Raw genomic sequence first — 25,089 nt, 5'->3', positions numbered from 1 at the left:
AAGACATTTCATAAAAAAGGCTGCACAGTGAGGCAGCCTTTTTTCTGTGCATTAGAATGCAAAGTGTTCGGCATCCATACTCATGAGGGGTTCTAAGCCGCCTGCAATCACGGCAATATGCCCGTGTACGCGTGGTAAGATTTTTTTGAAGTAGAATTGTGCCGTGGTGATTTTGGCTTTGTAAAATTCAACTTCGCTGGAACCTTGGGCCAGTTGTTGCTGAGCAACCACCGCCATGCGTGCCCACAAATAGGCTAAAGTCACATAACCTGCAAAGAACAGGTAATCGACCGCAGCAGCGCCAACTTCGTCTGGATTTTGGCTGGCACGTTCACCAATACGGCTAGTGAGTTGTCCCCATTCTTTATTCAGGCTCGCCAGTGCGCGAATTTGGTCTTGTAACTCGGTGTTTTCAGCTTGCTCTTGGGTAAAGTCATAAATGATTTTGGTAAAATCACGCAGCAATGCACCTTTGGTTTGTAGCACTTTACGACCAAGCAAATCCAGTGCCTGAATTTCAGTTGTGCCTTCATACAAACATGCAATACGGGTGTCACGTACAATTTGTTCCATACCATGTTCGGCAATAAAACCATGTCCACCAAATACTTGAACGCCTTTATTCGCAGCTTCATAGCCTGTTTCAGTCAAGAAGGCTTTGGCAATCGGGGTGAGCAAGGACAAAATATTGTCTGCGTATTCACGTTCTTCGCTCGTTGCAGCGCGTTCCACCAAGTCGGCATATTGAGACAGTAAGTAAACAAGGGCACGACCACCTTCGGCAAAGGCTTTTTGGGTCAAGAGCATGTTACGTACTGCAGGATGCACAATAATCGGGTCAGCTTCTTTTTCAGGTTGTTTAGCACCAGACAGTGAGCGCATCGCTAGACGCTCTTTGGCATACACCAGTGCCCCTTGGAATGATGACTCAGATGCGGCCAAACCTTGAACTGCTGTGCCAATACGTGCTGTATTCATAAAGGTGAACATGCAGTTTAGACCACGGTTTTCAGGGCCAATCAAATAGCTTGTGGCTTTGTCGAAATTCAACACACAGGTGGCATTACCATGAATCCCCATTTTATGTTCAATCGAACCACAGCGCACGTTATTACGCTCACCCAAAGATCCGTCAGCATTAACATGGAATTTTGGCACAATAAACAGTGAAATCCCTTTAGTGCCTTTCGGCGCATTCGGTAAGCGTGCCAGTACAATATGCACGATATTTTCAGCCATATCGTGTTCACCCGCAGAGATAAAGATTTTTTCTCCTGAAATGGCATAGCTGCCATCGGCATTTGGTTCGGCTTTACTGCGAATAATGCCGAGATCTGAACCGGCATGTGACTCGGTCAAGCACATCGTACCTGTCCATTCACCTGAAACCAGTTTCGGCAAATAGGTGTTTTTTTGTTCGTCTGAACCGTGGTCTTCAATGGTACGTACTGCACCATGCGATAATCCAGGGTACATGCCCCATGCCCAGTTCGAGCTACCGACCATTTCCGAAATCACGGTTGCCAAAGAGTTTGGCAAACCCTGACCACCGTATTGTTCTTCAGCAGAAAGGGATGGGAAACCCAGTTCAATATATTTTTGATAGGCTTCTTTGAACCCTGTTGGAGTGGTGACGATGCCATCATGCCATTTACAGCCTTCACGATCACCAATTTGGTTGAGTGGAGACAGTTCATTTTCACAAAAATCTGCGGCAGCCTCTAAATATTGATCAATCAATTCACGGCTAACCGTATCTTGAAATGCAGGCAATTTGGCATAGTGCTGCTCGGCATGCAGCAACTCATGCAAGACAAATTGCATATCACGTAAAGGCGCTTTGTATTGTGGCATGATCATATCCTCTTGTACTGGCAAACCCCAGTTTTATGGCTTTAAAATGTGCCTTTCCCAGCACTTTGTATGGATTACATCGTGCAACAAGTTGCAGTATTCGACAAGAGTAGAATCGTGGAATCTGTGTGACTATAAAGTCAAATTAAATTGAATTTACTATAATAAAATATTGAATAATATTAATTTTATCTAAGAATTTAATGTGCGTTTAGCCAATCGGCTGAGTGACAAACAAAAACGGCAGACCAATATGATCTGCCGTTTGTCTTTGCGGTGATTTATTTTGTCGCAGGCATAGGCATATTTGCTGGATACATTGAATGATCCTTATTCATATTTGCTGGAGACATTGGATGGTCTTTATTCATATCGGGTTTAAAGCGTAGTTCGCATGTACCTGTAATGGTTTTATCTTCAAGTTTGACCTGAACTTTTGCACCAACAGTTTGGTTGTTACATGCTTGTTTAAATTGTTCAAGTGCCGCTTGATGTTTTGCCATGTCCTGTTCCGACATATGATGTTGCCAGTGATGGCGATGGTGTGGTTCTTCCGAACCTGCTTGCATACCAGCAGCAGGGTCATGGTGTTGCATCATGGATTGACAGGCGGTTAATGTTCCCATACTGAGCAACGTGGCACTTACTAAAGCAACTTTGGCGAATCGATTCATTTTATTGTCCTTTTTTTGTATACGAAAGTTAAAAAACTTTACTGTGTTAACTTTAACCAACCAACATGAAGGAACAATGAAGAGTTTTTTATTCACATGTTAGTTACAATGGAAAAATTCAGGATGTTGATTGAGTCGAATTTTTGAAAAACCTGCGTGTTCCCATTGCCTTACGCTTATTTTTAACAGTGTTGTTGACCACCGTTATTATTACCACGGTGAGCTTGGGTGTGTTTCAATGGACCATGAAGGAAAACTTCACCAAGTATGTTGCTGATGTTGAAATGCAAAAACTGGATCATCTCATTGAAAACTTGGCTGGGGTATATAGCATTTATCATGACTGGGGCAATGCCATTCAGGCACAGATTTTACAAATTGAAGGTAAACCTGACCCCGATGATTATGATCATCTTTCACGAGTTTGGTTGCGCCGTCAATATGATATTGCTTTTCAGCAGCGCTATTTTAAAGAAAATACCATTTTAAATGTCCCGACTGGAGTCGAGCAGCAAACAGCCATCAAAAAAGAAGGCTTGTCTGTGAATGAAATTCGATTATTACAAGAAAATCTTCCTTCCGAATATCAGCCTTTTGAGGGTCTGAGTTTTCCCTTAAAGAGAGGCGCTCTTTGGAATCGTCCGCCACCACAAACGAATCATAAACCCAAAGAGGGGAATATCTTACTAGGTGATGCACCACCTGAAGGTAAGAAGCGTTTTATTCCAATGCCCGATAAATTGGGTTTAAGTTCTCGCTTGTCTTTGTATGATGCGAAAAAGCATTTTATCGTCGGTGAGCAAAATACAGGCGCAGTTTCATTTCGCCCGATTACCGTTAATAATCAGGTTGTTGGATATTTGGGTTTAAAACCTGTTCTTGATCAGGAAGATGCACTGAGTCTCAATTTCTTTAGTACCCAAAAGCAAGTTTTATTGTTGATTTATGCCGTCACGGTATTTGCCAGTTTACTCCTTGCCCTGTTACTGGCGACTTATTTTAAGAAACCGATTCATCAACTGCTGCGTGTTGCTCGTGAGTTAACAAAGGGACATTACGAGTCCAAAATGCAGGTCAAACGTAACGACGAACTGGGCGATTTGTCCAATCAAATGAATCAGCTTGCCGAGATTTTGCATCAACATGAATTATCCCGCCGTCAGTGGGTTGCCGATACCTCACACGAACTTAAAACCCCGCTTGCGGTGTTGCAGGCACAAATTGAAGCGATGCAGGATGGTATTCGTAAACCTACTCCTGAGCATTTCGCCTCGATGATGAGTCAGGTGAGTAGCCTCAAAAAACTGACTCAAGATTTGGCAGACTTGGCACAGGTTGAAGCCCAACAGTTGACCTGTTATTTTGCTGAGGTTGATCCGTGGCAGGTGGTGGTGCAGGAAGTGATTAATTTCACCCCTAAATTTGAACAGGCTCAATTACACGTCGAAGTAGATGGTAGCGGTGCGGTATTGTCTTTAGATGTCGATCGCTTTAAGCAAATCGTGGTGAATTTGCTGGGCAATAGTATTCGTTATACTGAACAAGGCGGTACGATTCGTATTCATAGCACACAAAATGAACAGGTATGGACATTGTTGATTGATGATAGCCCATTAGGTTTAACCGATGAACAGTTGCAACGCTTGGGTGAGCGTTTTTATCGTGTCGATGATTCTCGTACCCGTAGTACGGGAGGCACAGGTTTAGGTTTGGCACTCTCAGTCAAAATTGCGACAGCTTTAGGGGGCAAGCTCAGTTTTGATCACTCGCCTTTGGGTGGTTTGCGCTGCCAGTTAACGTTCCCAAAAACTTTTAGGACATAAGTTTATGAAACATATTATTTTGGTTGAAGATGAGGTTGAATTAGCGGGGCTGGTTCGTGACTACTTAGAAGCAGCAGGCTATGAAGTCAGTATGTTTCACGATGGACAAGAAGCCTATAACAGCTTTTTGCAACGCAAACCGAGCCTGATGATTCTGGATTTGATGGTGCCGCGTATGGATGGCTTAACCATCTGCCGTAAGGTACGTGAACAATCTAACTTGCCGATTATTATGGTCACTGCGCGTACCGAAGAAATTGATCGGGTACTGGGCTTAAACATGGGGGCAGATGATTATGTCTGTAAGCCATTTAGCCCGAAAGAATTGGTGGCACGTGTACAAGCTGTGTTACGCCGTTTGGAGCGTAAAGCGGAACCTGAAGACAATGATCTGTTTCGTATCGACAAGTCTCAGCAACGCATTTGGTATAAACAAAAAGCCTTGAATTTGACCCCGACCGAATTCCGCTTATTAGAACTATTTTTAGAGCATGTTGGACAAGTCTATTCGCGGATTCAACTGCTCGATCATATTAACCCTGACAGTTTTGACGTGGCTGACCGCGTGATTGACAGCCACATTAAAAACCTGCGCCGCAAGATTTCTGAAGTCGCAGAAGATGATAATCGCCATGAATGGGTACAAGCCGTGTATGGTGTCGGGTATCGTTTTGAATATCCGAATGAGTAAATAAAAAGGAGCGATAACGCTCCTTTTTTTAAGATGAACAACTCACCATTACATCGGGTACATCACTTGGTAAAGGTGCAAGATCGGCAGGGCGTTCACGTTCGGGTTGATGGGTAAACGGCTGCGCCAATAATTCAAACAAACGCTCCACTTCGCTAAAGTCATCACGCTGTGCGGCTTCAATCGCTGTCTGTGCCATATGGTTACGTAAAATATAACGTGGGTTGACTAAACGCATGGCTGCATCAAGCTGTTGAGTGTCTTGGTTTTCACGAATTGTATGATACTGCTGTAGGAAATTCTCGACCTGACGGGTATCGAGGCAGTCATCTTGAATCGCGCGATATTGTTTGTCTTGTAAACGCAAAAAGCTTTGTGTGTAATCCAGTTGCTCACTTTGCATGATTTTTAAAAATGCCATGCCGCAGTCAAAGCTGTCTTTATGAAAATCGGGCAGTCCCATTTTTGCAGCCAACCCTTGCTGATAAAACGCCAGAAATTTCGGTTCAAACTGTTCCAAGGCTTTGACCAAGTCTTGCTTAAACTGTTCACGATCTTCAGCTTTGGCAAGTGGCACAAGGTTATTGATCCAGACCCATAAATTCCAGTGTCCAATGCTTGGCTGATTTTGATAACTATAGCGCCCCTGATGATCAGAATGGTTATTGATCCAGTTGGGGCGAAAGCGTTCCATAAAACCGTAAGGGCCAAAATCTAGCGTTGAACCTGTAATGTTTAAATTATCGGTATTCATCACGCCATGTGCAAAACCCACTAGTTGCCATTGGGCGATCATTTTGGCTGTACGTTCAATTACCTGATCGACAAAAGCAAGAATTGGCTGTTCAGCATTCAGGCATTCGGGAAAATACCATTCGATAGTTTTTTGAGTGAATTCATTCAACAGTTCAGGTGCGTACTGATTAATCCACTCAAAATGCCCAAAGCGAATATGACAATCTGCTGTACGCAGAAGCATTGCACCTTGTTCAAGTTGTTCGCGCTGCACAGTATGTTGAGATGTGGTAAATCCAATCGCATTGCTTGACGCAATACCCAAAGCATTCAGTGCGTGTCCTGCCAAGTATTCACGAATCACGGAACGTAACACTGCGCGGCCATCACCCATACGTGAATAAGGCGTTTTACCAGCCCCTTTTAAGTGTAGGTCAATGGTTTTACCTTGCCGATCTAGAATTTGTCCAATCAGTAAACCACGGCCATCACCGAGTTGTCCTGCCCACTGCCCAAACTGATGCCCAGCATACACCATTGCCAGTGGTGGAAACTCAGCAAAGGTTTTTTGTCCACTACAAATGGCCACCCAATCTTGCTGTTCTTCTGTAGTCCATTGCAATTCATTGGCTAAGGCAGCATTGAAATGTCCTGCACGTGCGCCCTGCAATGGTTTAGGGGCTTGCTGATGAAAAAGCTTGGCATTTAAAGAAGGGTACAGGGAATTGAAAATCATAGTCGACAGGTTTTGCAAATGTTCGGAAAGACTATAACAAAACTTCGCTTTGGAAAGACAAAATAAAAAAGAGATGCACTGGCATCTCTTTCTTAATAGTGATGTTAGATTAGGTCGAAATCTTACGCAGACTTTTCACTAGTACTTCCAAACGGTCACGATGGTGTTGTAAACGCTGTTCGATCAATTGGAAATCCAGTTTTAATTTGTGATCAAATTTCTGAAATTTTTCAGTGACCGCTGCTTTTTTATGTTGTAACTCAAGCTCTTTAAGTTTTGCCATATCATTCAGCGTGTGGGTAAATGCTTCGTATTCCTGTGCAATATGTTGTTTCATATTACGCATGTCTTCATTAATGTCATGTCCATAGACCGCGAGGTCTTGTTCGGCATATTTAAATTTCATTGCCAACTCTGCTTTTTTAATATTAAAGCTTGGAATACGGCGCAGATTTTTTGCCAAACCGACTTTTGAACACGACCAGATCAGCCATTTGGTTGGGTCATATTGCCACCATTTCACGCCATTACGGTAATCGTATTGAAAGATATGATGGTAGTTATGATAACCTTCGCCCCAAGTTGCAATCGCTAACCAGAAGTTGTCACGTGCGGTATTTTCGTCGGTATATGGACGTTTACCAAACATGTGGCATAGGGAGTTAATAAAGAAAGTTACGTGATGACTCAAGATCAGGCGGAGCAAACCACCTAATAAAATCACACCCCACAAGTCGCCAACTGCCCAGCCAATTGTACCCAAGATCACCACATGCACGGCAATCACCAAAGGCACATAGTATTTGTCTTGGAACATCACGACTTTATCATTAAGCAAATCAGGCGCATTTTTATAGTTTGCTGTAGCCGCAGGATAATCACGAATCATCCAGCCTAAGTGGGCATACCAGAAACCTTTTTTAATCGAATACGGATCTTGTTCAATATCATCGACATGGCGATGATGAGTACGGTGTCCAGATGCCCAGTACAGAATACTGTTTTGTACAGCAAACGTTCCACCGAGCATCAGGATAATTTTTAGTGGGAGAGACGCTTCATAGGCACGGTGTGCCCATAAACGGTGATAGCCCGCTGTAATACTTAAACTACTCAGCGCGAGTAGAAAAAATAGGCTTACCCACGCACTGACAGAAAAATCGTGGTAATAAGCATATAGCGGTATGGCAATCAGGGCAGCAATGGGAGTCCCCAACAACGTAATGGTTGCTGTCCAGTTAATCGGTGCTTTTGCTTGGGGCAGGGGAGTCATATGCAGCGACGCTCCTAAGAGTAAATAGGGTCAACCTTCAAAAATGTAATACTGATGGTTGTTCAGAGACATCTTTATAGATGCTTTAGCAATATTATACACTTGTATTTTAAAAGCTAAAGATAAACTTTCGATCAATATCTTCTGTCTAAATATTACCCTAAAATATAGAGCTGCTGTTGCATTGTTTTTGGAAAATCGGTGATTAATCCATCAATGCCTTGATCTAGTAAGTTTTTTGCTCTTGATACATCATTGACAGTCCAGACACTCACTGCAAGTTTTGCCAGTTTTGATAATTCAATCATATCAGGCGTGGCGAGTTTATCTTTCCAGCCAATGCGCGTACACCCATATTTTATTGCTTTTTCAATAGCTTGAGTTTTAAGATTGTCTTCAATCAGCAAGCCGCGCTGAAATGGACTTTGGTTGTGCTGTAATGCCTGTAAAATTTTCTCATCGAAGCTGGTAATGGTTGCTGAATGTTCAAAACCCTTGAGTTGTTGTTGTAATGCCTCAATAAGACGTTCGGCTTGCGCCTGATTGCTCACCGCTTTGACTTCAACTTCAATATGCTGAAAGTCTTTTAGTAAATCGAGTACTTGTGGCAGCAAAGGGGTTGGTTCATGATTTTCCCAGTTTTTCCATTGGGAGCGATGATCATGGTGAGCCAGATCATGTCGCTGGCTTTGGTAAACAGAGCTTAATTTTCCAGCGGTTCGGAAAAGATTGTCATCATGTATGACAATAAGCGTGTCATCTGGAAGTTGGCGGACATCGAACTCGACTGCTCGAATGCCCAACTGTTTTAAATAAGCAAAACCACCGAGGGTATTTTCAGGTGCTTCGCCACGCGCACCACGATGACCAATAATTTGCATTCATTTGCCAAATCAAATAGATGATGAATTTATTTTACGCTGAAAAATACTATTTTTGTCTTTGCCAGTACATTTCTTTGCCGTGTTCTTCTAGTTGCAAGCTGCGAGATGCCACAAATAACCAGTCAGATAGGCGGTTAAGTAGCAGGAGTGATGTTTTTTGAATATTTTGATCACGCTTTTGCAGGCTAATCAGGCTACGTTCAGCGCGGCGACACACAGCACGCGCTTGATGTGCATAACTGCATGATAATGAACCTGCTGGCAAAATAAACTCTTTAAGCATTGGCAGGTATTTATTCATGGCTTCAATATCTGTTTCTAAAAATAGCAAGGCAGATTCCTGAACCATGGAAAAGTTGGGAATGCAGACTTCGCCACCCAGATCAAATAACCAGTGTTGGATGAGACTTAAGCTTTTATCCCAGCGCTGCTTTTCATCTGCCTGAATATTGCTGTTGACAACTTGCGCACGTAATACACCGATGACACTATTGAGCTCATCGACATCTCCGAGCGTTTGAATACGCAAGTCATCTTTTTCAACACGTGTTCCATCTCCAAGCCCTGTGGTGCCATCATCACCAGTGCGGGTTGAAATTTTACTTAAACGGTGACCCATAAGTAGTTCCTTTTAATGATAAAAAAGGATAATGCCTTTACAAACATTATCCATAAAAATGCGCTGATAAAATACTTTTTTTAAAGTTTAGAAGCTTAATGTCACCCCAACAGTGGCTAGACGACCACCATTTACATAATAGTTTCCATAGCCATAGTATGCGGTTTTGTATTTAACATCGCCGATATTCTCTATATTTGTGAAAAGCTTTAAGTATGGAAGTACGTTCCAGTAAGCATTGAAATTAACAGTTGTATAACCTGGATCATTATTTAAAGTTGTTGAAGGCCAATCAGCAAAGTCTTTTGAATGTGATTTTGCAACAAGTGACGTGCTTAGACCATAAATCTGATTTTCTAGACCAACCGTTACAGTAAAGCTTTGACGTGGACGGCGATTTAGATCTGTATTTGTTTGTTTATTGGTTGCTTTAACATAGCTATAAGAGGTTTTTGCAAATAGGTCGTTTTGTTTCCAATTTAAGTAAACTTCACCACCTTCATAGGTCGCTTTATTAATATTGGTTAGAATATTATTGCTTCCTGTGGCAATCAAATGATCTACATCAGTATGATATAGCGAGAAGCCTGTAGACAAGCCATGATTTAGCGTTTGATCTAAACCAATTTCATAAGACGTACTTTCTTCAGGTTTTAAATTAGGATTGCCTTGATAAGCATATAACTCATTTAGAGTTGGTGATTTAAAGGCTGTTCCCGCATTTGCATATATGCTTGTCATTGGTAAAATTTGGTAGCGAATCGCAGCTTGACCAACAGTATGCGAACCATATTTTTGGTTGTCTTCTAAACGAGCACCTACTTGGGTACTTAAGCCATTATTATTATATTGATGTTGAATATAGTAACCAGCTGAATCTATGCTTTCTTTATACGGTAAACCATAAGAGAGAACATCTCCATCAAGATTACGATAGGTTGATCCAATTAATAGATTTTGACTTGGAGTAAATTGCCATTTTCCATAAAGCTCTGCTTCTTGAGTTTTACTATGAACAAAATCAAAAGCACCTAGATAGTTAGGATCATTTTGATCTAGGTCATCGTTGAATTGAGATAGCCGAGCATTTAAAGACAGAGTATCGAGTACATTAAAATGACCTTTAATATTGATCATCTGATTTTGAAAGTCTTCAGAAATTAGAGAACCATCGAAATTGTATGAATCATACGCGCTTTTTCCTTGATTTTGAGAGTAATCAATAGAAATTCCAAAACGTTCTTTTTCTACGCCAACTTTAGTACTAAAGCCTTTTTGATCATAGCCCGCAGATTTAATTCCATTCCCTGATAGGTCAGTAACTTTTGTGCCATCTGTTTCAAGGCTTTGCCCTCGAACTTGTGCATAGAAACCATTTGAAGCTAAGTCACCACCAATAATGGTTTTGTAAGTATTATTTTCACCATATTCTGTAGTAAGAAATGCTGAGTTTTTTTGAGGGATTTTAGAGATAAGTTGGACAACACCAGCAATAGCATCAGAACCATATAATACTGAAGCAGGACCTTTAAGGATTTCTACTTTTTCAATATCTGAAGTATCTAAAAAGGCAAGGCTAGCTGTGCCTGATGATGCTGAGTTTAAGCGAACACCATCTTTTAAAACTAGCGTATGATCGGATTCAGCACCGCGTAGAAATATGGAAGAAAGCTGACCATAACCACCACTTTGCACCATATTAATAGAAGCATCTTGCTGTAATAAATATGGTAAGCCTGCTATCGGTATTTGCTCAATCGCCTTGCTGTCAATCACATCAATTCGTGCAGGAACATTCTTGATTGGCTCTGCGGTGCGAGATGCCGTTACAACAATTGTATCTAAAGGTGCGACATCTTGGTCGTTGTTTGCGGTTTGGTTATCTGCTGCATGAGCTGTTGCTAAAAAACTTGTTGCAAGCGCAATCGCACCGGCTAACGCAGTGGGCTTAAAAAGAAACATGGTTTGCTCCATACATTCACTCCCCGTGAATGATTCATCGAAGTAAACAACAAGCAGGTCTTCGGACTTGCAATATAGTTACAGATATAACCAACATATTCGTCTTCCCATTTTAAAAAACAGTGACGTGAGTGAATGACTCAAACAATATGCGTTTCATTGTTACCGCTGCGGGGGCAGTGTTGGGTTTTCACCAACTTCCCTAAAACTTGTTGCTATAAATTGCGCTAAAGTATACGGGCTTTACATGAGTGAAACAATCAACAGACATAGATTGTGTTGAAAGCTGTAATCGTCTCTAGATTTTATGGTCTGTTTTCCGTTTTAATCGGCAGTATGCTTTTTATTAAACCAGATGATCTATGCGAACCAGAGCAAAAATTTGTGGAATTACCCGAGTAGAAGATATTCACAGTGTGGTACAGGCGGGTGCAGATGCGATAGGCTTAGTCTTTTATCCGCCTAGCCCTCGTTCCGTCACTGTAGAGCAAGCCCAGCACTTGCTGGCACATATTCCGCCTTATGTGCAAACGGTCGGGTTATTTGTAAATGCCAGTGCCGAAGAAATCTTGGCTATGCTGCAAAATGTTGCGTTAGATGTATTGCAATTACATGGCGATGAAAGCCCTGAAATGTGTCGGCAGATTGCACAAGTCACGAAACGCCGTTGGTATAAAGCGATTCAGGTCAAGCCTGATTTAAACTTAATAAACGAAATTCAACGCTACCAACAAGCGGGCGCAAGTGCTATCTTACTCGATGCTTGGCATCCTGACTTAAAGGGTGGGACAGGTTTACAATTTGATTGGTCGCAATTCCCGAAACTGGATATTCCACTGATTCTGGCTGGGGGCTTGAACCCTGACAATATTGCCGAGGCAATTGCACTGACACAGCCTTTTGCGGTTGATGTGAGTGGTGGGGTGGAAGCTCAAAAAGGGATTAAAGATCAACGATTAATCAAAAAATTTATGCAAGGAGTCCATTGTGGATCAGCAAAACGAAGTGATTGACTATACACAATATCCAGATGCTAAAGGACACTTTGGCATTCATGGCGGACGATTCGTGTCAGAAACATTAATGGCTGCATTACAAGATTTAGAAAATCTGTATAACAGAATGAAAAATGATCCAGCGTTTTTGGCAGAATTTGACCGTGATTTGGCTTACTATGTTGGCCGTCCAAGTCCACTTTATCATGCTGAACGATGGTCTAAACATTTAGGTGGTGCGCAAATTTACCTAAAACGTGAAGACCTTAACCACACAGGTTCTCACAAAGTAAACAATACAATTGGTCAAGCCTTGCTGGCTAAGTTATCTGGCAAAAAACGCATTATTGCCGAAACAGGTGCAGGTCAGCACGGCGTGGCAACTGCCACCATTGCTGCACGTTTAGGACTGGAGTGTGTGGTTTACATGGGTGCTGAAGACGTAAAACGTCAAGCCATGAATGTATACCGTATGCGCCTACTGGGTGCAAAAGTAGTTCCTGTTGAAAGTGGTTCAAAAACACTCAAAGATGCATTAAATGAAGCGATGCGCGATTGGGTGAGTAATGTCGACAGCACGTATTATGTGATTGGGACTGTGGCAGGACCACATCCATATCCACAGTTGGTACGTGATTTTCAGTCGATCATTGGACGCGAAGCACGTCAGCAAATCTTAGCGCAAGCAGGGCGGTTACCTGATGCACTTGTTGCCTGTGTTGGCGGTGGTTCAAATGCCATGGGCTTATTCTATCCATTCTTGAACGACTACGATGTCAAAATGTATGGTGTTGAAGCTGCAGGTCATGGTATTGAAACAGGTAAACACTCAGCACCTTTAAATGCTGGACATGTTGGCGTATTGCATGGTAACCGTACTTACCTGATGAGTGATGCTCAAGGTCAGATTATTGAAACCCACAGTATTTCTGCGGGTCTTGATTACCCTGGTGTTGGACCAGAGCACAGCTTCTTAAAAGACATGAAGCGTGTACAATATGTCCCAATCAACGATGAAGAAGCATTGCAAGGTTTCCGTGACTTGACCCAGATTGAAGGTATTATTCCTGCGCTTGAAAGCTCACACGCTATGGCTTATGTCACCAAACTTGCACCAACCATGTCGAAAGATCAGATCATTATCGCAACCGTATCAGGCCGTGGCGATAAAGATTTACTGACTGTTGCACGTATAGATGGCATTCCGCTGGTTGAACTGTAAAACAATATTTTGATCAAAAGAAAGGCGGGCTGATTACAGCCCGCCTTTTGTTTTTGAGACATTTTTACAAAAAAAGCAGAATACTGAGGATGAATAGGCCGAATAAATTTTAAGCGTGTGCAAACATTTTGCCATGTGAATAAAGCTTATACATTTATTTAATTTATTGTTTTATATGTTTTTATTAATTATAAATTCCGTGTTAAGTCAAAAAAGCAATTCAGAATATGCCTAAAAATTAGGAATGTTTGATCATTGAGAAAAACTATCAAATATTGATTAATGTAGCTTGCGGATTGTTTCATAAATGTTGAATCAAATCAGGCAGCTTTTGGCGCTGTGCAATGTATAAAAAATAGCGTTACAATGCGGTGTCATGTAAACACAGCACACACTATTTTCATGCAAGGAAAGTAAAATCTATGTCTCGTCTAGCCACACGTTTTGAACAGCTTCAATCTAAACAACAAAAAGCTTTGGTTTCTTATGTTATGGCGGGCGACCCTCATCCAGAGGTTACAGTACCATTATTGCATCGCATGGTTGATGCAGGTGTTGATGTGATCGAATTGGGCTTGCCTTTTTCTGATCCAATGGCAGATGGTCCTGTAATTGCACTTGCTGCAGAGCGAGCACTTGCGGGTGGGACAAATACCCTAGATGCTTTGGCTATGGTCAAAGAATTTCGCCAAAAAGATCAAGAAACGCCAGTAGTTTTGATGGGCTATTTAAACCCTATAGAAGTCATTGGTTATGAGAATTTTGTTGAAAAAGCCCATGAAAGTGGTGTCGATGGTATTTTGTTGGTGGACTTGCCGCCAGAAGAATCTGAGCAGTTGAATCAGGTGCTAAGCCAATACGACATGAATCAGATTTTTCTTTTAGCACCAACGTCAACTGATGAACGTATTCAACATGTCATAAAACAAGCCAGTGGTTTTATTTATTATGTGTCACTGAAAGGTGTAACAGGCGCAGCAACTTTAGATACGTCTGAAGCAGCAAAACGTATCGAGAAAATTAAAGCACAAACCAGCATTCCTGTTGGGGTCGGTTTTGGGATTAACGATGCACAATCTGCAAAAGCCATGGCTGCAGTTGCTGATGCCGTGATTGTCGGTAGTGCTCTCGTTAAGCCTTTTGCAACGTTGCCACCGGAACAAGCCGCAGAACAAACGGTTAATAAAGTCAAGGAGCTTCGAGCTGCGCTCGATGAGTGAATATGAATCAAGAAGTTAAACCAAGTAAAGTTCTGAACCCATCGACACCTTGGACTGATCGCCCAGTTCCTGGAATCCATGTGCCAGATGCCCAAGAAACATTAAAGGCAAGTTTTACTGAACCGACAGTTGAATGTCCAGAGTGCCGTTCACTGATCTCACTAACAGCAATGAGCTTTAATGCTTATGTTTGCCCTCAGTGTGATGAGCATTTGCGTATGCGCGCGCGCGAGCGTTTAACTTGGTTTTTCGATCAAGTCGATACCGAGCTTGGTCAGGAATTTAGTGCCAAAGATCCATTGAACTTTGTAGATAGCAAGCCATATCCTGCACGTATGCAAGAAGCGCAAAAGAAAACAGGTGAATCTGAAGCATTGATCGTATTGCAAGGCACTTTAAAAGGCGTAGCAATGACGGCTTGTGCTTTTGAATTCGACTTTATGGGCGGTTCAATGGGCACTGTAGTGGGTGACCGTTTTGTACAAGCAGCTGAAAGCGCAATTGCGAAAAAACAACCGTTCATTTGTTTTGCTGCTTCAGGTGGTGCGCGTATGCAAGAAGGCATGTTGTCTTTGATGCAAATGGCGCGTACTGCTGCTGCAATTGAAAAAGTGAAAGCAGCTGGCTTGCCTTATATCGTGGTCTTAACTCACCCTGTATATGGTGGTGTGACTGCATCATTGGCAATGTTAGGTGATGTTCATATTGCTGAACCGAAAGCGATGATTGGCTTTGCGGGTAAACGTGTTATTGAACAAACTGTTCGCGAAAAACTCGAAGAACCGTTCCAACGTGCTGAATATTTGCTTGATCATGGTGTGGTCGATCAAATTGTTCATCGTCATGCATTACGTGATACTGTATATCGAATCGTAAGTAAGCTGATGAACATCTAAATTGAACACAATAGCACCACAAGCTACGGATAGTCTTTACACATGGCTCAACTATTGGGGTCATGTGCATGTAACAGGAATTGATTTGGGCTTAGAGCGCGTCATTCCTGTTGCTCAAAAATTAAATGTGACTCAAACTTCTGCCAAAGTCATTACTGTTGCAGGAACCAATGGTAAAGGTTCAACTACGACCACCATCGCCGCTATTTTACAGCAGGCAGGTTATAAGGTGGCACTTTACCAATCTCCGCATATCTACCACTTTAACGAACGTGTCAAAATTTCAGGCTTGGAAGCAACCGATCAAGAGTTGGTTGATGCTTTTGTACAAGTCGATCAAGCCCGTCGTGAATGTGGTTTAAGCCTATCGTTTTTTGAAGCCACAACGCTGGCAGCATTTCTGATTTTTCAGCAAAAACAGTGTGATGTCTGGGTGCTGGAAATTGGGCTCGGGGGACGTTTAGACGTAGTCAATGTAATTGAGCCTGATGTTGCAGTCATTACCAATATTGGTTTAGATCATGTCGATTGGCTTGGTGATACCATTGAAAAAATTGCCTTTGAAAAAGCAGGTATTATTCGTCCAAACATTCCTGTGATTTTTGCAGGGCAGCAACAGCTTCCACAAGCAATTCAAGATAAAGTGCAAGAATGTCAGGCACAGTTATATGTACTCAATCGTGATTATTTTTATCAGGAAAAAAGTGCAGAAACGTGGCTATTTGCGACTCCTGCATCAACACTGGTTTTACCAAAAGGACATTTGGCGCTCGATAATATTTCAACCGCAGTTGCTGCTATTTTAGTCAGTGGATTAACAGTTTCTGATCAGGCAATTCACGCAGGAATTCAAACTGCAAAAATTGCAGGGCGTTTTGAAGTTCGTCAAATTCATCATAAAACGGTGATTTTTGATGCGGGACATAATCCGCATGGTGTTGAGTTTTTGTTAAAGCAATTGCAGAAATTCATGCAATACAATAAACAGTATGTTGAAGTCGTTGCAGTTTTTTCCATGCTTGCTGATAAAGATATAGATTCTGTCATTGAGTTACTCAGCCCTGTGGTGTCTAAATGGCATATTGCAGAGTTGACAGTACCTCGTGCGGCAAGACTTGAGAAAATCCAACAAGCTTTACACAATACAGCGACACAACATTTTGCAAATGTGAAAGAGGCTTTTCAATCTGCTCTGGATCATGTAGAAGATCAACAACTGATTTTAGTTTGTGGTTCGTTTCATACCTTAGAAGCGGTTTGGGAGTACATTGAATAATGTCAATGAATAACAAACAACGTTGGATGGGAGGCGTTGTTTTATTGGGAGGTGGTGTGCTGCTTGCTGCGCTGCTGGTCAAAGGCACACAAGAATTAAAGCATAAAGCCACTCCCTCAGCCCAGACGACAATAGCACAGCAACAAAAAACAACGCAAAAAACTGGCAATATGCAGCCTTTGCAGCCATTAACTGTTGATGTTGAAACGGAAAAACGCTTGCTTGAAGAGCAGAAGCGTTCACGTGAGCGGGCGGTAGCAGAACAAGAAGCGCGTACTCAGCAATATCTACAGCAGCAGCAGCAGGCAGAAGCCGACGCTGCACGTAAGGCGGCAGAAGAATATGCAGAAATTAATAAACGCCGTACAGGGCAGGGCGATTCTGACAATATTCCACCTGAGGTTAAGCCTGACAGCAAAAACAAAGCCGTAGATCAACAACATCAGGTAGATTCTACTGCAAAAAAGAAGCTCGCTGATGATGAAACAGCCAAGCATCAAGCGGCTGTAGATGCTAAGAAAAAAGCAAATGCAGAAGCGAAAAAACAGGCTGATTTGGAGGCGAAAAAGCAGGTTGAACGAGAAGCTAGGAAAAAAGCAGAAGCAGATGAACAAAAGAAAGCAGATGAAGAAGCTCATCGTCGCGCAGTAGCCAAGAAGAAAGCTGAATTAGAAGCACAGAAAAAAGCGGATGCGGAAGAAAAACGTCAGGCTGATGCAGAAGAAAAGCGTAGAGCTGATGCTGCAGAAGTAAAACATAAAAAGGCACTAGAAGCCAAACATAAAGCTGCTTTAGATGCGAAGAAAAAAGCAGATGATGATCAAGATACGGAGATTAAGAAAAAAGACAAAAAAGCGGATGCTGATAAAGCACGAGATTTGCTGGAAGGTAAGAAAAAATGGATGGTACAGGTTGCACTTGCGGCAAACCAAGCCAATGCAGATGCGACTGTATCTAGGTTGCGTGCCAAAGGCTATAAAGTCGTGACCAGCCAAACCTCAAAAGGAATTCGGGTGATGGTGGGACCTGCGAAAGACCGTGAAACTGCAGATACAGCACGTCGAAAAATCCAAGCTGATAGCAGTTTAGGTATGAAATCAGCGTGGATTATTGACTGGGTGCCACTCGATCAACGTTAATTTTATTGGGTTGGGTGTGCCAGTTGCTGGCGCATCCAGTCAATATTTTCGGATTTAAATAACCAGTTAATATTCATCCAGATTGGGTGAAAGCCATAGCCTCCGTGTTTCATTTCGTTTACGGCATCATTAACTGACCAGTTTTCCAATAAGATGCGTGACATGGCTACCATTGCACCTGTACGGTCTGAGCCATGATAACAATGAATCAGTACCTTTTTATGCTCGCTCTTTGCTGCCTGTAAAATTTGCATGACTTTGAGAATATCCTGCCGCTGAATATCCCAAGTATTGATTGGAATATGAAACAGTTGAATATGGGTCGATTGCAGTAATTGACGATCTTCATTATGCACACGCAGGTTAATCACAATATCAATCTGCTGTTGTTGTAAATCTGCTAAAAGCTCGGATGAAGGTTGTTCACTCCGATATAACCATGAGTTAACACGATAAAAATTGTAGTGTTTATCGACAGCAACTCCCCAATTTGTAGGGCGCTGAGTATCGGGTAAAGCGCTGCTTTGCATACAGCCTTGTAAAAACACACCAGTGGTTATGGCGATGATAAACCAGCGATAAGATCGAACCTGCATGATCATGAACATTCGTCGTAGAATTGCTTTAACTTAATAAAAATTTCGGCATGTTGCAGCAGATTTTGTGTAAAAAAAAGCCTATTAAAAAATAGGCTTGGAGAAATTTACATACAGTTTTTTTTTATAAGAATTTAGTCCAGATTGGGTTGTGGAGTTAAGCGTAAATAGGGTTTTACGGCAGTATAGCCTTTAGGAAAACGCTGTTTTAACTCATCTTCATCTTTAAGGCTTGGAACAATCACCACATCATCCCCTTGTTGCCAGTTGGCAGGGGTGGCCACTTTATAGTGGTCGGTTAATTGTAGTGAATCAATAACACGCAAAATTTCGTTGAAATTACGCCCTGTTGATGCAGGATAAGTAATGATTAAACGGACTTTTTTATTCGGGTCAATAATCACTAAAGAACGAACCGTAGTGGTTTCACTGGCATTTGGATGCAAGAAACCATATAGCTCAGAAACTTTACGATCTTTATCTGCCAAAATTGGAAAGTTAACAGTTGTCGCTTGAGTTTCGTTAATGTCTTTAATCCAGCCTTGATGTGACTCAACATCATCGACAGACAAGGCAATCGCTTTGACATCACGTTTTGCAAACTCATCTTGCAGTTTCGCCGTATAACCGAGTTCGGTGGTACATACAGGTGTATAGTCCGCAGGGTGTGAAAATAAAATGCCCCAATGCTGACCTAAATATTGATATAAATCGATTTGCTCTTCACTAGATTGTTGCTGAAAATTTGGGGCAGTATCGCCAAGACGTAAGCTCATGTGAAACCTCAAAACTTTTTATGGGTTGATGTGTTTCACTATGAACCAGTTCTTTTGCATAGAAAATATAGCTTTCTTATGTTGATATGAATAAAAAAGATAAGTAAGAAGTTTTTAGATTAAATTTTTTAATGGTGATTAGTGTGATTCAAAGTGGATAAGTTGAAAAAAAATGCGGCTTTTTACGTAAAAAACTTGTACTTCAAAAATCTAACTCCATAATAACGTGTAATTAGAAATTCATTTTTCATTTTTGACTAGCAAAATTTAGAGAGCTTATCCATGTTGGCAGGTCTGATCGGAGGTATCTTCGGTACAAAAAATGAGCGCGAACTGAAACGCATGCGTAAAATTGTCGAGAAAATTAATGCGCTCGAACCGACGATAGCCGCTCTTAGCGATGCAGATTTGTCTGCAAAAACTCAAGAATTTAAAGATCGTTATCAAACTGGGGTAAGTTTAGACGATTTGTTGCCCGAAGCGTTTGCGGTCTGCCGTGAAGCAGGTAAACGGATTATGGGGATGCGTCACTATGATGTGCAGCTCATCGGTGGTATTACCTTGCATGAAGGTAAAATTGCCGAAATGCGTACAGGTGAGGGTAAAACCCTGATGGCGACCTTGGCATGTTATTTAAATGCGCTAACAGGTCAGGGCGTGCATGTTATTACCGTGAACGATTACTTAGCACAGCGTGATGCAGAGTTAAACCGCCCATTGTTTGAGTTCTTGGGTTTGACGGTTGGCACGATTTACTCGATGCAAGCGCCAGATGAAAAAGCTCTTGCTTACAAAGCAGACATTACTTACGGAACCAACAACGAATTTGGTTTTGACTATTTGCGTGATAACATGGTGTTTTCTCTGGCTGAGAAAAAACAGCGTGGTTTAGTTTATACCATCATTGATGAAGTCGACTCTATCTTGATTGATGAAGCGCGTACACCACTGATCATTTCAGGTCAAAGTGAAGATTCATCACAACTTTATGCTGCAATTAATGCGATTGCGCCAAAACTGCATCCACAAAAAGAAGAAAAAGTGGCTGATGGCGGGCATTTCTGGATTGATGAAAAACAGCGTTCAGTTGAAATGACTGAAGTGGGTTATGAAGCTGTAGAAAGCGAATTGATCCAGATGGGGTTGTTGCAAGAAGGCGAGAGTTTGTACTCCGCTACCAATTTGAATTTGGTTCATCATGTATCTGCGGCAATTCGTGCGCACTTCCTGTTCCAGCGCGATGTGCATTACATCATTCACAATGGTGAAGTGGTCATTGTCGATGAGCATACAGGTCGTACCATGCCTGGTCGTCGTTGGTCTGAAGGCTTGCACCAAGCCGTAGAAGCTAAAGAAGGCTTGGAAATCCAACCCGAAAACCAAACACTAGCAACCACAACATTCCAAAACTATTTCCGTTTATACAAAAAACTTTCAGGTATGACGGGGACTGCTGATACAGAAGCGGCAGAAATGAAAGAAATTTATGGTCTAGATGTAGTTCTGATTCCAACCCATCGCCCAATGGTTCGTCAAGACCATAATGACCTGATTTACCTCAATCGTAATGGCAAATACAGTGCGATTGTGGCAGAAATTAAACGCATTCAGGAAACTCGCGCACCAATTTTGGTGGGTACGGCAACCATTGAAGCCAGTGAAATCTTATCGCAAAAACTGACTGCGGCGGGCATTAAGCATGAAGTTCTGAATGCAAAACAGCATGAACGCGAAGCGGATATTATTGCCCAAGCAGGTAGTCCAGATTCAGTCACGATTGCGACCAATATGGCAGGTCGTGGTACTGACATTTTACTTGGTGGTAACTGGAAAGCCAAACTTGCAAAAATTGAAAATCCGACTGCGGAAGATGAAGCGCGTTTGAAAGCCGAATGGCAGCGTGACCACGAGATTGTTTTGAGTGCAGGTGGTTTGCATATTGTTGGTTCAGAACGTCATGAATCACGCCGTATCGACAACCAGTTGCGTGGTCGTGCAGGGCGTCAGGGTGACCCAGGTGTTTCACGTTTCTATTTGTCTTTAGAAGATGATTTGATGCGTATTTTTGCAGGCGACCGTGTGGTTGGCATGATGCGTGCAATGGGTCTAAAAGAAGATGAAGCCATTGAACATAAAATGGTGAGTCGCTCAATTGAAAATGCACAGCGTAAAGTTGAAGCACGTAACTTTGACATTCGTAAAAACTTGTTGAAATACGATGATGTCAATAACGAGCAGCGTAAAATCATTTACTCACAACGTGATGCAGTCTTGGCAGAAAATACCCTGCAAGAGTATGTTGAAGAAATGCATCATGATGTCATGAAGGGCTTGATAGCCAACTTTGTTCCACCTGAGTCGATTCATGATCAGTGGGATATTGAGGGCTTGGAAAAAGCGCTGAGCACCGATTTGGGTATTGAATTACCTATTCAGCAATGGCTTGATGAAGAGCGCCGTCTCGATGAAGAAGGTCTAGTTGAACGTATTGCCGATGAGGTGGTTGCACGTTATCGTGCTCGTCGTGAACAAATGGGCGCAGATTCAGCCGCAATGCTAGAACGTCATTTTGTGCTCAATGCGCTTGACCGTCACTGGAAAGATCACTTGGCTGCAATGGACTATTTGCGTCAGGGGATTCATTTGCGTGGCTATGCGCAGAAAAATCCTGAGCAGGAATACAAAAAAGAAGCCTTTAACTTGTTTGTGAATATGTTGGGTGCGATCAAATCAGATGTCGTTACTGACTTATCTTTGGTGCATGTACCAACACCTGAAGAGCTTGCAGAAATGGAAGCACGTCAGCAACAGCAGGCAGATTCGATGCGTTTGTCATTTGAACATGACAATGTCGATGGATTGACAGGGGCAACACTGATGGACAGTAACGAGGAAGATACAGAGTCTGAATTTAGCTTGACTAAAGATGCAGTGATTCCACCAGCCAGCCGTAATGCGCCGTGCCCATGTGGTTCAGGTCTAAAATATAAGCAATGTCACGGCAAGATTTAAGTCTGACAGCACTTTTACAAAAGCAGAACAAGATGTTCTGCTTTTTTATTGCAAGGTCATAGGCTCAGTCACCAAATTCCAGTACACTTTCAGGCAAAATTCACTGTGTAAAACCTTAAAGTATTGGTATGACCATGAAAAAAATTAAACAGGCCCTATGGCTGTCTTTATGTCTTGCTCCAGGCTTAAGCTTTGCTGCAGAGACACAATCGGTTATCACAACTGCACAAACCATTGTACAAGGTAACACGACTATGGTGGTTAGCCCGCGTACTGGAATCCGTTATGCGCTGGGTGATACACAAGGACGCTTGATTCAAATTCAAACAACAGCGATTGCACCTGCAAACACTTTAACAGTAAAGCGCATTGTGGCAACAAATCCAGCATTGTCTGTAGAAAGTCAGCAAAAAGCTGAACAGTCGTTACTTAGTATGGAACAATCTAAATAGTCGATTTGTTAAATACGATAGAAAAAACCAGCCAATATGGCTGGTTTTTTCATGGGGTTTGTTTTGCAGAGACTCGATTTTTACTGACAGATCTAATAAGCTAGAACTTTATTTCACTTCTAAAAATGGATTATTAAAATGGCTGTTGGTGACGTTACAATGCCACTTATGCATGTGGTAAAAGGTGTAAAAATTGGCTCTACAGAAGCGCATGTACGTTACCCAAACCGACGAGATCTAGTGATCTTTGAGTTTGCTGAAGGCTCGCACGTTGCAGGCGTGTTCACTCAAAATGCTTTTTGCGCAGCGCCCGTGCGTATATCGAAAGCACATTTGCTAGAAAAAAATGCCCGTTATTTAGTGATTAATACAGGCAATGCCAATGCAGGTACAGGCGCATTAGGTTTGCAAAATGCACAAAAAATTTGTGAAGCGTTGGCAAATGTTGCAAGCGTAACAACACAGGAAATACTGCCATTTTCAACAGGTGTGATTGGCGAGCAATTACCTGTCGATCGAATTATTGCAGGTTTACAGCCTGCATTTGACAGTTTGCAAGCTGATGCTTGGAGTGATGCTGCTAAAGGCATTATGACTACAGATACCACGCCAAAAGGTGCATCTGAACAGTTCCAGTTAGATGGTGTAACTTACACTATGACAGGTATCAGTAAAGGTGCGGGTATGATTCGCCCAAATATGGCAACCATGCTTTCTTTTGTTGCAACTGATGCACCTGTTGCACGTGATCTTGTGCAAAAGCTTTTGAAAGATGCTGCAGATCAGTCTTTTAACCGTATCACCATTGATGGTGATACCTCAACCAATGATTCTTGCATCTTTGTAGCAACAGGTCAGGCGGGTGGTCAAGAAATCCAGTCAGCAGATGATGCTCGCTATGCAATCGTTGCAGAAGTTTTGACTCATGTTATGAAGCGCTTGGCTCAACTCATCGTGCGTGATGGTGAAGGGGCAACCAAATTCATTACTGTAACGGTTGAAGGTGGACAAAATACCGATGAATGCTGTGAAGTTGCATATAGCATCGCACATTCACCATTGGTTAAAACCGCAATTTTTGCGTCAGATCCAAACTGGGGGCGTATCTTGTGTGCGATTGGCTATGCCAAAATTCAAGATTTGAATGTTGAAAAAGTTCAGGTTTGGCTCGATGAAGTTCAACTTTGCAAAGATGGTGGTGCCGCCGCAGACTACACAGAAGAAGCAGGCGCACGCGTGATGCAACAATCTGAAATGACCATTCGAGTTGATTTGGGGCGTGGTACAGCAAAAGATACGGTGTATACCTGCGATTTATCTTATGACTACGTTAAAATCAACGCAGATTATCGTTCATAATTGACTATTTTGATGTTTTAAAAGCCTCATCTTTAGATGGGGCTTTATTTTTTTGTGAGATAGATGCTTGAAAATAAGAGAAAAATGTTTAAAAAAAACACGAAAATGATAAAAATGCTGAATAAATAAGCTTTTGAGTAAAGAAAAGCATATTTTTTTGATTCAAGGTATTGACCAAAACAGGACTCACGCCTAGAATGCACACCGTACCGCACAGATGTGCGATACAGCGAAAGCTGAGATGAATCGGAGCATAGCACAGCCTGGTAGTGCACCTGGTTTGGGACCAGGGGGTCGTAGGTTCGAATCCTACTGCTCCGACCAATTCCTCAAGGCAGTCATCGCATGATGTTTTATCATCGATTAAGCGCCTGTAGCTCAGTTGGATAGAGCATCCGCCTTCTAAGCGGATGGTCACAGGTTCGAATCCTGTCAGGCGCACCAGTTTTATTGGTAGTCTGATAATAGAACCAAAACTATGGTGGATGTAGCTCAGTTGGTAGAGCCCCGGATTGTGATTCCGGTTGTCGTGGGTTCGAGCCCCATCATTCACCCCAATTTCGGAGCATAGCACAGCCTGGTAGTGCACCTGGTTTGGGACCAGGGGGTCGTAGGTTCGAATCCTACTGCTCCGACCAATTATTAAAGAATCCGCTTAAATGCGGTTTTTTTATGTCTAAAATTTCTTGCATTTCTGATTTTATATACTATTCGCTATTCGCTATTCGCTATTCGCTATTCGCTATTCGCTATTCGCTATTCGCTATTCGCTATTCGCTATTCGCTATTCGCTATTCGCTATTCGCTATTCGCTATTCGCTATTCGCTATTCGCTATTCGCTATTCGCTATTCGCTATTCGCTATTCGCTATTCGCTATTCGCTATTCGCTATTC

21 protein-coding genes, 4 tRNA genes and 1 riboswitch are annotated in these 25,089 nt (G+C 42.2%); of the genes, 16 read left to right on the top strand and 9 right to left on the bottom strand.

Annotated elements, in window-relative coordinates; all coding sequences use genetic code 11:
* Positions 1–51: 51 nt before the first annotated feature.
* Complete coding sequence (locus E0H77_RS06510) at positions 52–1,854, bottom strand: acyl-CoA dehydrogenase C-terminal domain-containing protein (RefSeq protein WP_131375999.1); 1,803 nt, start codon at positions 1,852–1,854, stop codon at positions 52–54.
* Positions 1,855–2,135: 281 nt separating this feature from the next.
* Positions 2,136–2,528: a hypothetical protein gene (locus E0H77_RS06505; RefSeq protein ID WP_131375996.1), complete on the bottom strand. Its 393-nt coding sequence runs from the start codon at positions 2,526–2,528 to the stop codon at positions 2,136–2,138.
* A gap of 143 nt (positions 2,529–2,671) precedes the next feature.
* Between E0H77_RS06505 and baeS the strand changes: the two genes are divergently transcribed.
* Both baeS and E0H77_RS06495 read left to right on the top strand, forming a co-directional pair.
* Positions 2,672–4,351 (top strand): sensor histidine kinase efflux regulator BaeS, encoded by a 1,680-nt coding sequence (gene baeS, locus E0H77_RS06500; RefSeq protein WP_131375993.1) that lies wholly within the window; start codon positions 2,672–2,674, stop codon positions 4,349–4,351.
* A 4-nt stretch (positions 4,352–4,355) separates the two neighbouring features.
* Positions 4,356–5,042, top strand: coding sequence for a response regulator (locus E0H77_RS06495; protein ID WP_131375989.1), 687 nt, complete (start codon positions 4,356–4,358; stop codon positions 5,040–5,042).
* Positions 5,043–5,070: 28 nt separating this feature from the next.
* Here E0H77_RS06495 and E0H77_RS06490 read toward each other — a convergent pair whose 3' ends face one another.
* From E0H77_RS06490 to E0H77_RS06470, 5 genes are all read right to left on the bottom strand, one after another.
* Positions 5,071–6,513: a protein adenylyltransferase SelO gene (locus tag E0H77_RS06490; protein ID WP_131375986.1), complete on the bottom strand. Its 1,443-nt coding sequence runs from the start codon at positions 6,511–6,513 to the stop codon at positions 5,071–5,073.
* Between the two features lie 109 nt (positions 6,514–6,622).
* Entirely contained in the window at positions 6,623–7,786 is a 1,164-nt protein-coding gene (locus E0H77_RS06485; RefSeq protein ID WP_131313608.1) for an acyl-CoA desaturase, read from the bottom strand.
* A 155-nt stretch (positions 7,787–7,941) separates the two neighbouring features.
* Positions 7,942–8,667 carry a glycerophosphodiester phosphodiesterase gene (locus E0H77_RS06480; RefSeq protein WP_131375983.1) on the bottom strand — a complete coding sequence of 242 codons (726 nt, stop codon included), beginning with the start codon at positions 8,665–8,667 and terminating at the stop codon, positions 7,942–7,944.
* Between the two features lie 49 nt (positions 8,668–8,716).
* On the bottom strand, positions 8,717–9,289 hold the full coding sequence (locus tag E0H77_RS06475; RefSeq protein WP_131313606.1) for a cob(I)yrinic acid a,c-diamide adenosyltransferase: 573 nt from the start codon (positions 9,287–9,289) through the stop codon (positions 8,717–8,719).
* Positions 9,290–9,376: 87 nt separating this feature from the next.
* Positions 9,377–11,263: a TonB-dependent receptor plug domain-containing protein gene (locus E0H77_RS06470; RefSeq protein WP_131375980.1), complete on the bottom strand. Its 1,887-nt coding sequence runs from the start codon at positions 11,261–11,263 to the stop codon at positions 9,377–9,379.
* Positions 11,264–11,286: 23 nt separating this feature from the next.
* A riboswitch (cobalamin riboswitch) is annotated at positions 11,287–11,479 on the bottom strand.
* A gap of 134 nt (positions 11,480–11,613) precedes the next feature.
* Here E0H77_RS06470 and E0H77_RS06465 point away from each other — a divergent pair.
* The 6 genes from E0H77_RS06465 to E0H77_RS06440 all read left to right on the top strand — a co-directional run bounded on the left by E0H77_RS06465 (position 11,614) and on the right by E0H77_RS06440 (position 17,999).
* Entirely contained in the window at positions 11,614–12,264 is a 651-nt protein-coding gene (locus E0H77_RS06465; RefSeq protein WP_131375977.1) for a phosphoribosylanthranilate isomerase, read from the top strand.
* On the top strand, positions 12,239–13,468 hold the full coding sequence (trpB, locus tag E0H77_RS06460; protein ID WP_131375974.1) for a tryptophan synthase subunit beta: 1,230 nt from the start codon (positions 12,239–12,241) through the stop codon (positions 13,466–13,468). The genes E0H77_RS06465 and trpB overlap by 26 nt, the downstream gene beginning before the upstream one ends.
* 422 nt (positions 13,469–13,890) lie before the next feature.
* On the top strand, positions 13,891–14,688 hold the full coding sequence (gene trpA, locus E0H77_RS06455; RefSeq protein WP_131375971.1) for a tryptophan synthase subunit alpha: 798 nt from the start codon (positions 13,891–13,893) through the stop codon (positions 14,686–14,688).
* A gap of 2 nt (positions 14,689–14,690) precedes the next feature.
* Positions 14,691–15,584, top strand: a complete 894-nt coding sequence (accD, locus tag E0H77_RS06450; protein WP_131375968.1) for an acetyl-CoA carboxylase, carboxyltransferase subunit beta — start codon at positions 14,691–14,693, stop codon at positions 15,582–15,584.
* Position 15,585: 1 nt separating this feature from the next.
* Positions 15,586–16,860, top strand: coding sequence for a bifunctional tetrahydrofolate synthase/dihydrofolate synthase (gene folC / locus E0H77_RS06445; RefSeq protein WP_131375965.1), 1,275 nt, complete (start codon positions 15,586–15,588; stop codon positions 16,858–16,860).
* Complete coding sequence (locus E0H77_RS06440; protein WP_131375962.1) at positions 16,860–17,999, top strand: SPOR domain-containing protein; 1,140 nt, start codon at positions 16,860–16,862, stop codon at positions 17,997–17,999. Before folC ends, E0H77_RS06440 begins: the two co-directional genes overlap by 1 nt.
* A gap of 2 nt (positions 18,000–18,001) precedes the next feature.
* Here the strand turns inward: E0H77_RS06440 and E0H77_RS06435 are convergent, their stop codons facing one another.
* Complete coding sequence (locus tag E0H77_RS06435) at positions 18,002–18,601, bottom strand: dual specificity protein phosphatase family protein (RefSeq protein ID WP_131375959.1); 600 nt, start codon at positions 18,599–18,601, stop codon at positions 18,002–18,004.
* Between the two features lie 128 nt (positions 18,602–18,729).
* A complete protein-coding gene (locus tag E0H77_RS06430; protein WP_131375956.1) occupies positions 18,730–19,371 on the bottom strand; it encodes a peroxiredoxin in 642 nt (213 codons plus the stop codon).
* A gap of 282 nt (positions 19,372–19,653) precedes the next feature.
* Between E0H77_RS06430 and secA the strand changes: the two genes are divergently transcribed.
* The 8 genes from secA to E0H77_RS06390 form a co-directional block, all read left to right on the top strand.
* Positions 19,654–22,383 (top strand): preprotein translocase subunit SecA, encoded by a 2,730-nt coding sequence (secA, locus tag E0H77_RS06425; RefSeq protein ID WP_131375953.1) that lies wholly within the window; start codon positions 19,654–19,656, stop codon positions 22,381–22,383.
* A gap of 134 nt (positions 22,384–22,517) precedes the next feature.
* Complete coding sequence (locus E0H77_RS06420; RefSeq protein WP_131313596.1) at positions 22,518–22,835, top strand: hypothetical protein; 318 nt, start codon at positions 22,518–22,520, stop codon at positions 22,833–22,835.
* Positions 22,836–22,973: 138 nt separating this feature from the next.
* Positions 22,974–24,194, top strand: a complete 1,221-nt coding sequence (gene argJ, locus E0H77_RS06415; protein ID WP_131375951.1) for a bifunctional glutamate N-acetyltransferase/amino-acid acetyltransferase ArgJ — start codon at positions 22,974–22,976, stop codon at positions 24,192–24,194.
* Positions 24,195–24,441: 247 nt separating this feature from the next.
* Positions 24,442–24,518 (top strand) — tRNA-Pro (locus tag E0H77_RS06410).
* A gap of 43 nt (positions 24,519–24,561) precedes the next feature.
* A tRNA-Arg gene (locus E0H77_RS06405) sits at positions 24,562–24,638 on the top strand.
* 37 nt (positions 24,639–24,675) lie between these two features.
* Positions 24,676–24,751 (top strand) — tRNA-His (locus tag E0H77_RS06400).
* A 4-nt stretch (positions 24,752–24,755) separates the two neighbouring features.
* A tRNA-Pro gene (locus tag E0H77_RS06395) sits at positions 24,756–24,832 on the top strand.
* Between the two features lie 34 nt (positions 24,833–24,866).
* Positions 24,867–25,089: hypothetical protein (locus E0H77_RS06390; protein ID WP_165491502.1), on the top strand; the 223-nt coding region annotated here is incomplete at its 3' end.

Source organism: Acinetobacter brisouioides, assembly GCF_004331075.1.
GTDB lineage: Bacteria > Pseudomonadota > Gammaproteobacteria > Pseudomonadales > Moraxellaceae > Acinetobacter.
The sequence above is the reverse complement of the archived record's forward strand: the minus strand, read 5'-3'. Positions and strand labels throughout refer to the sequence as shown.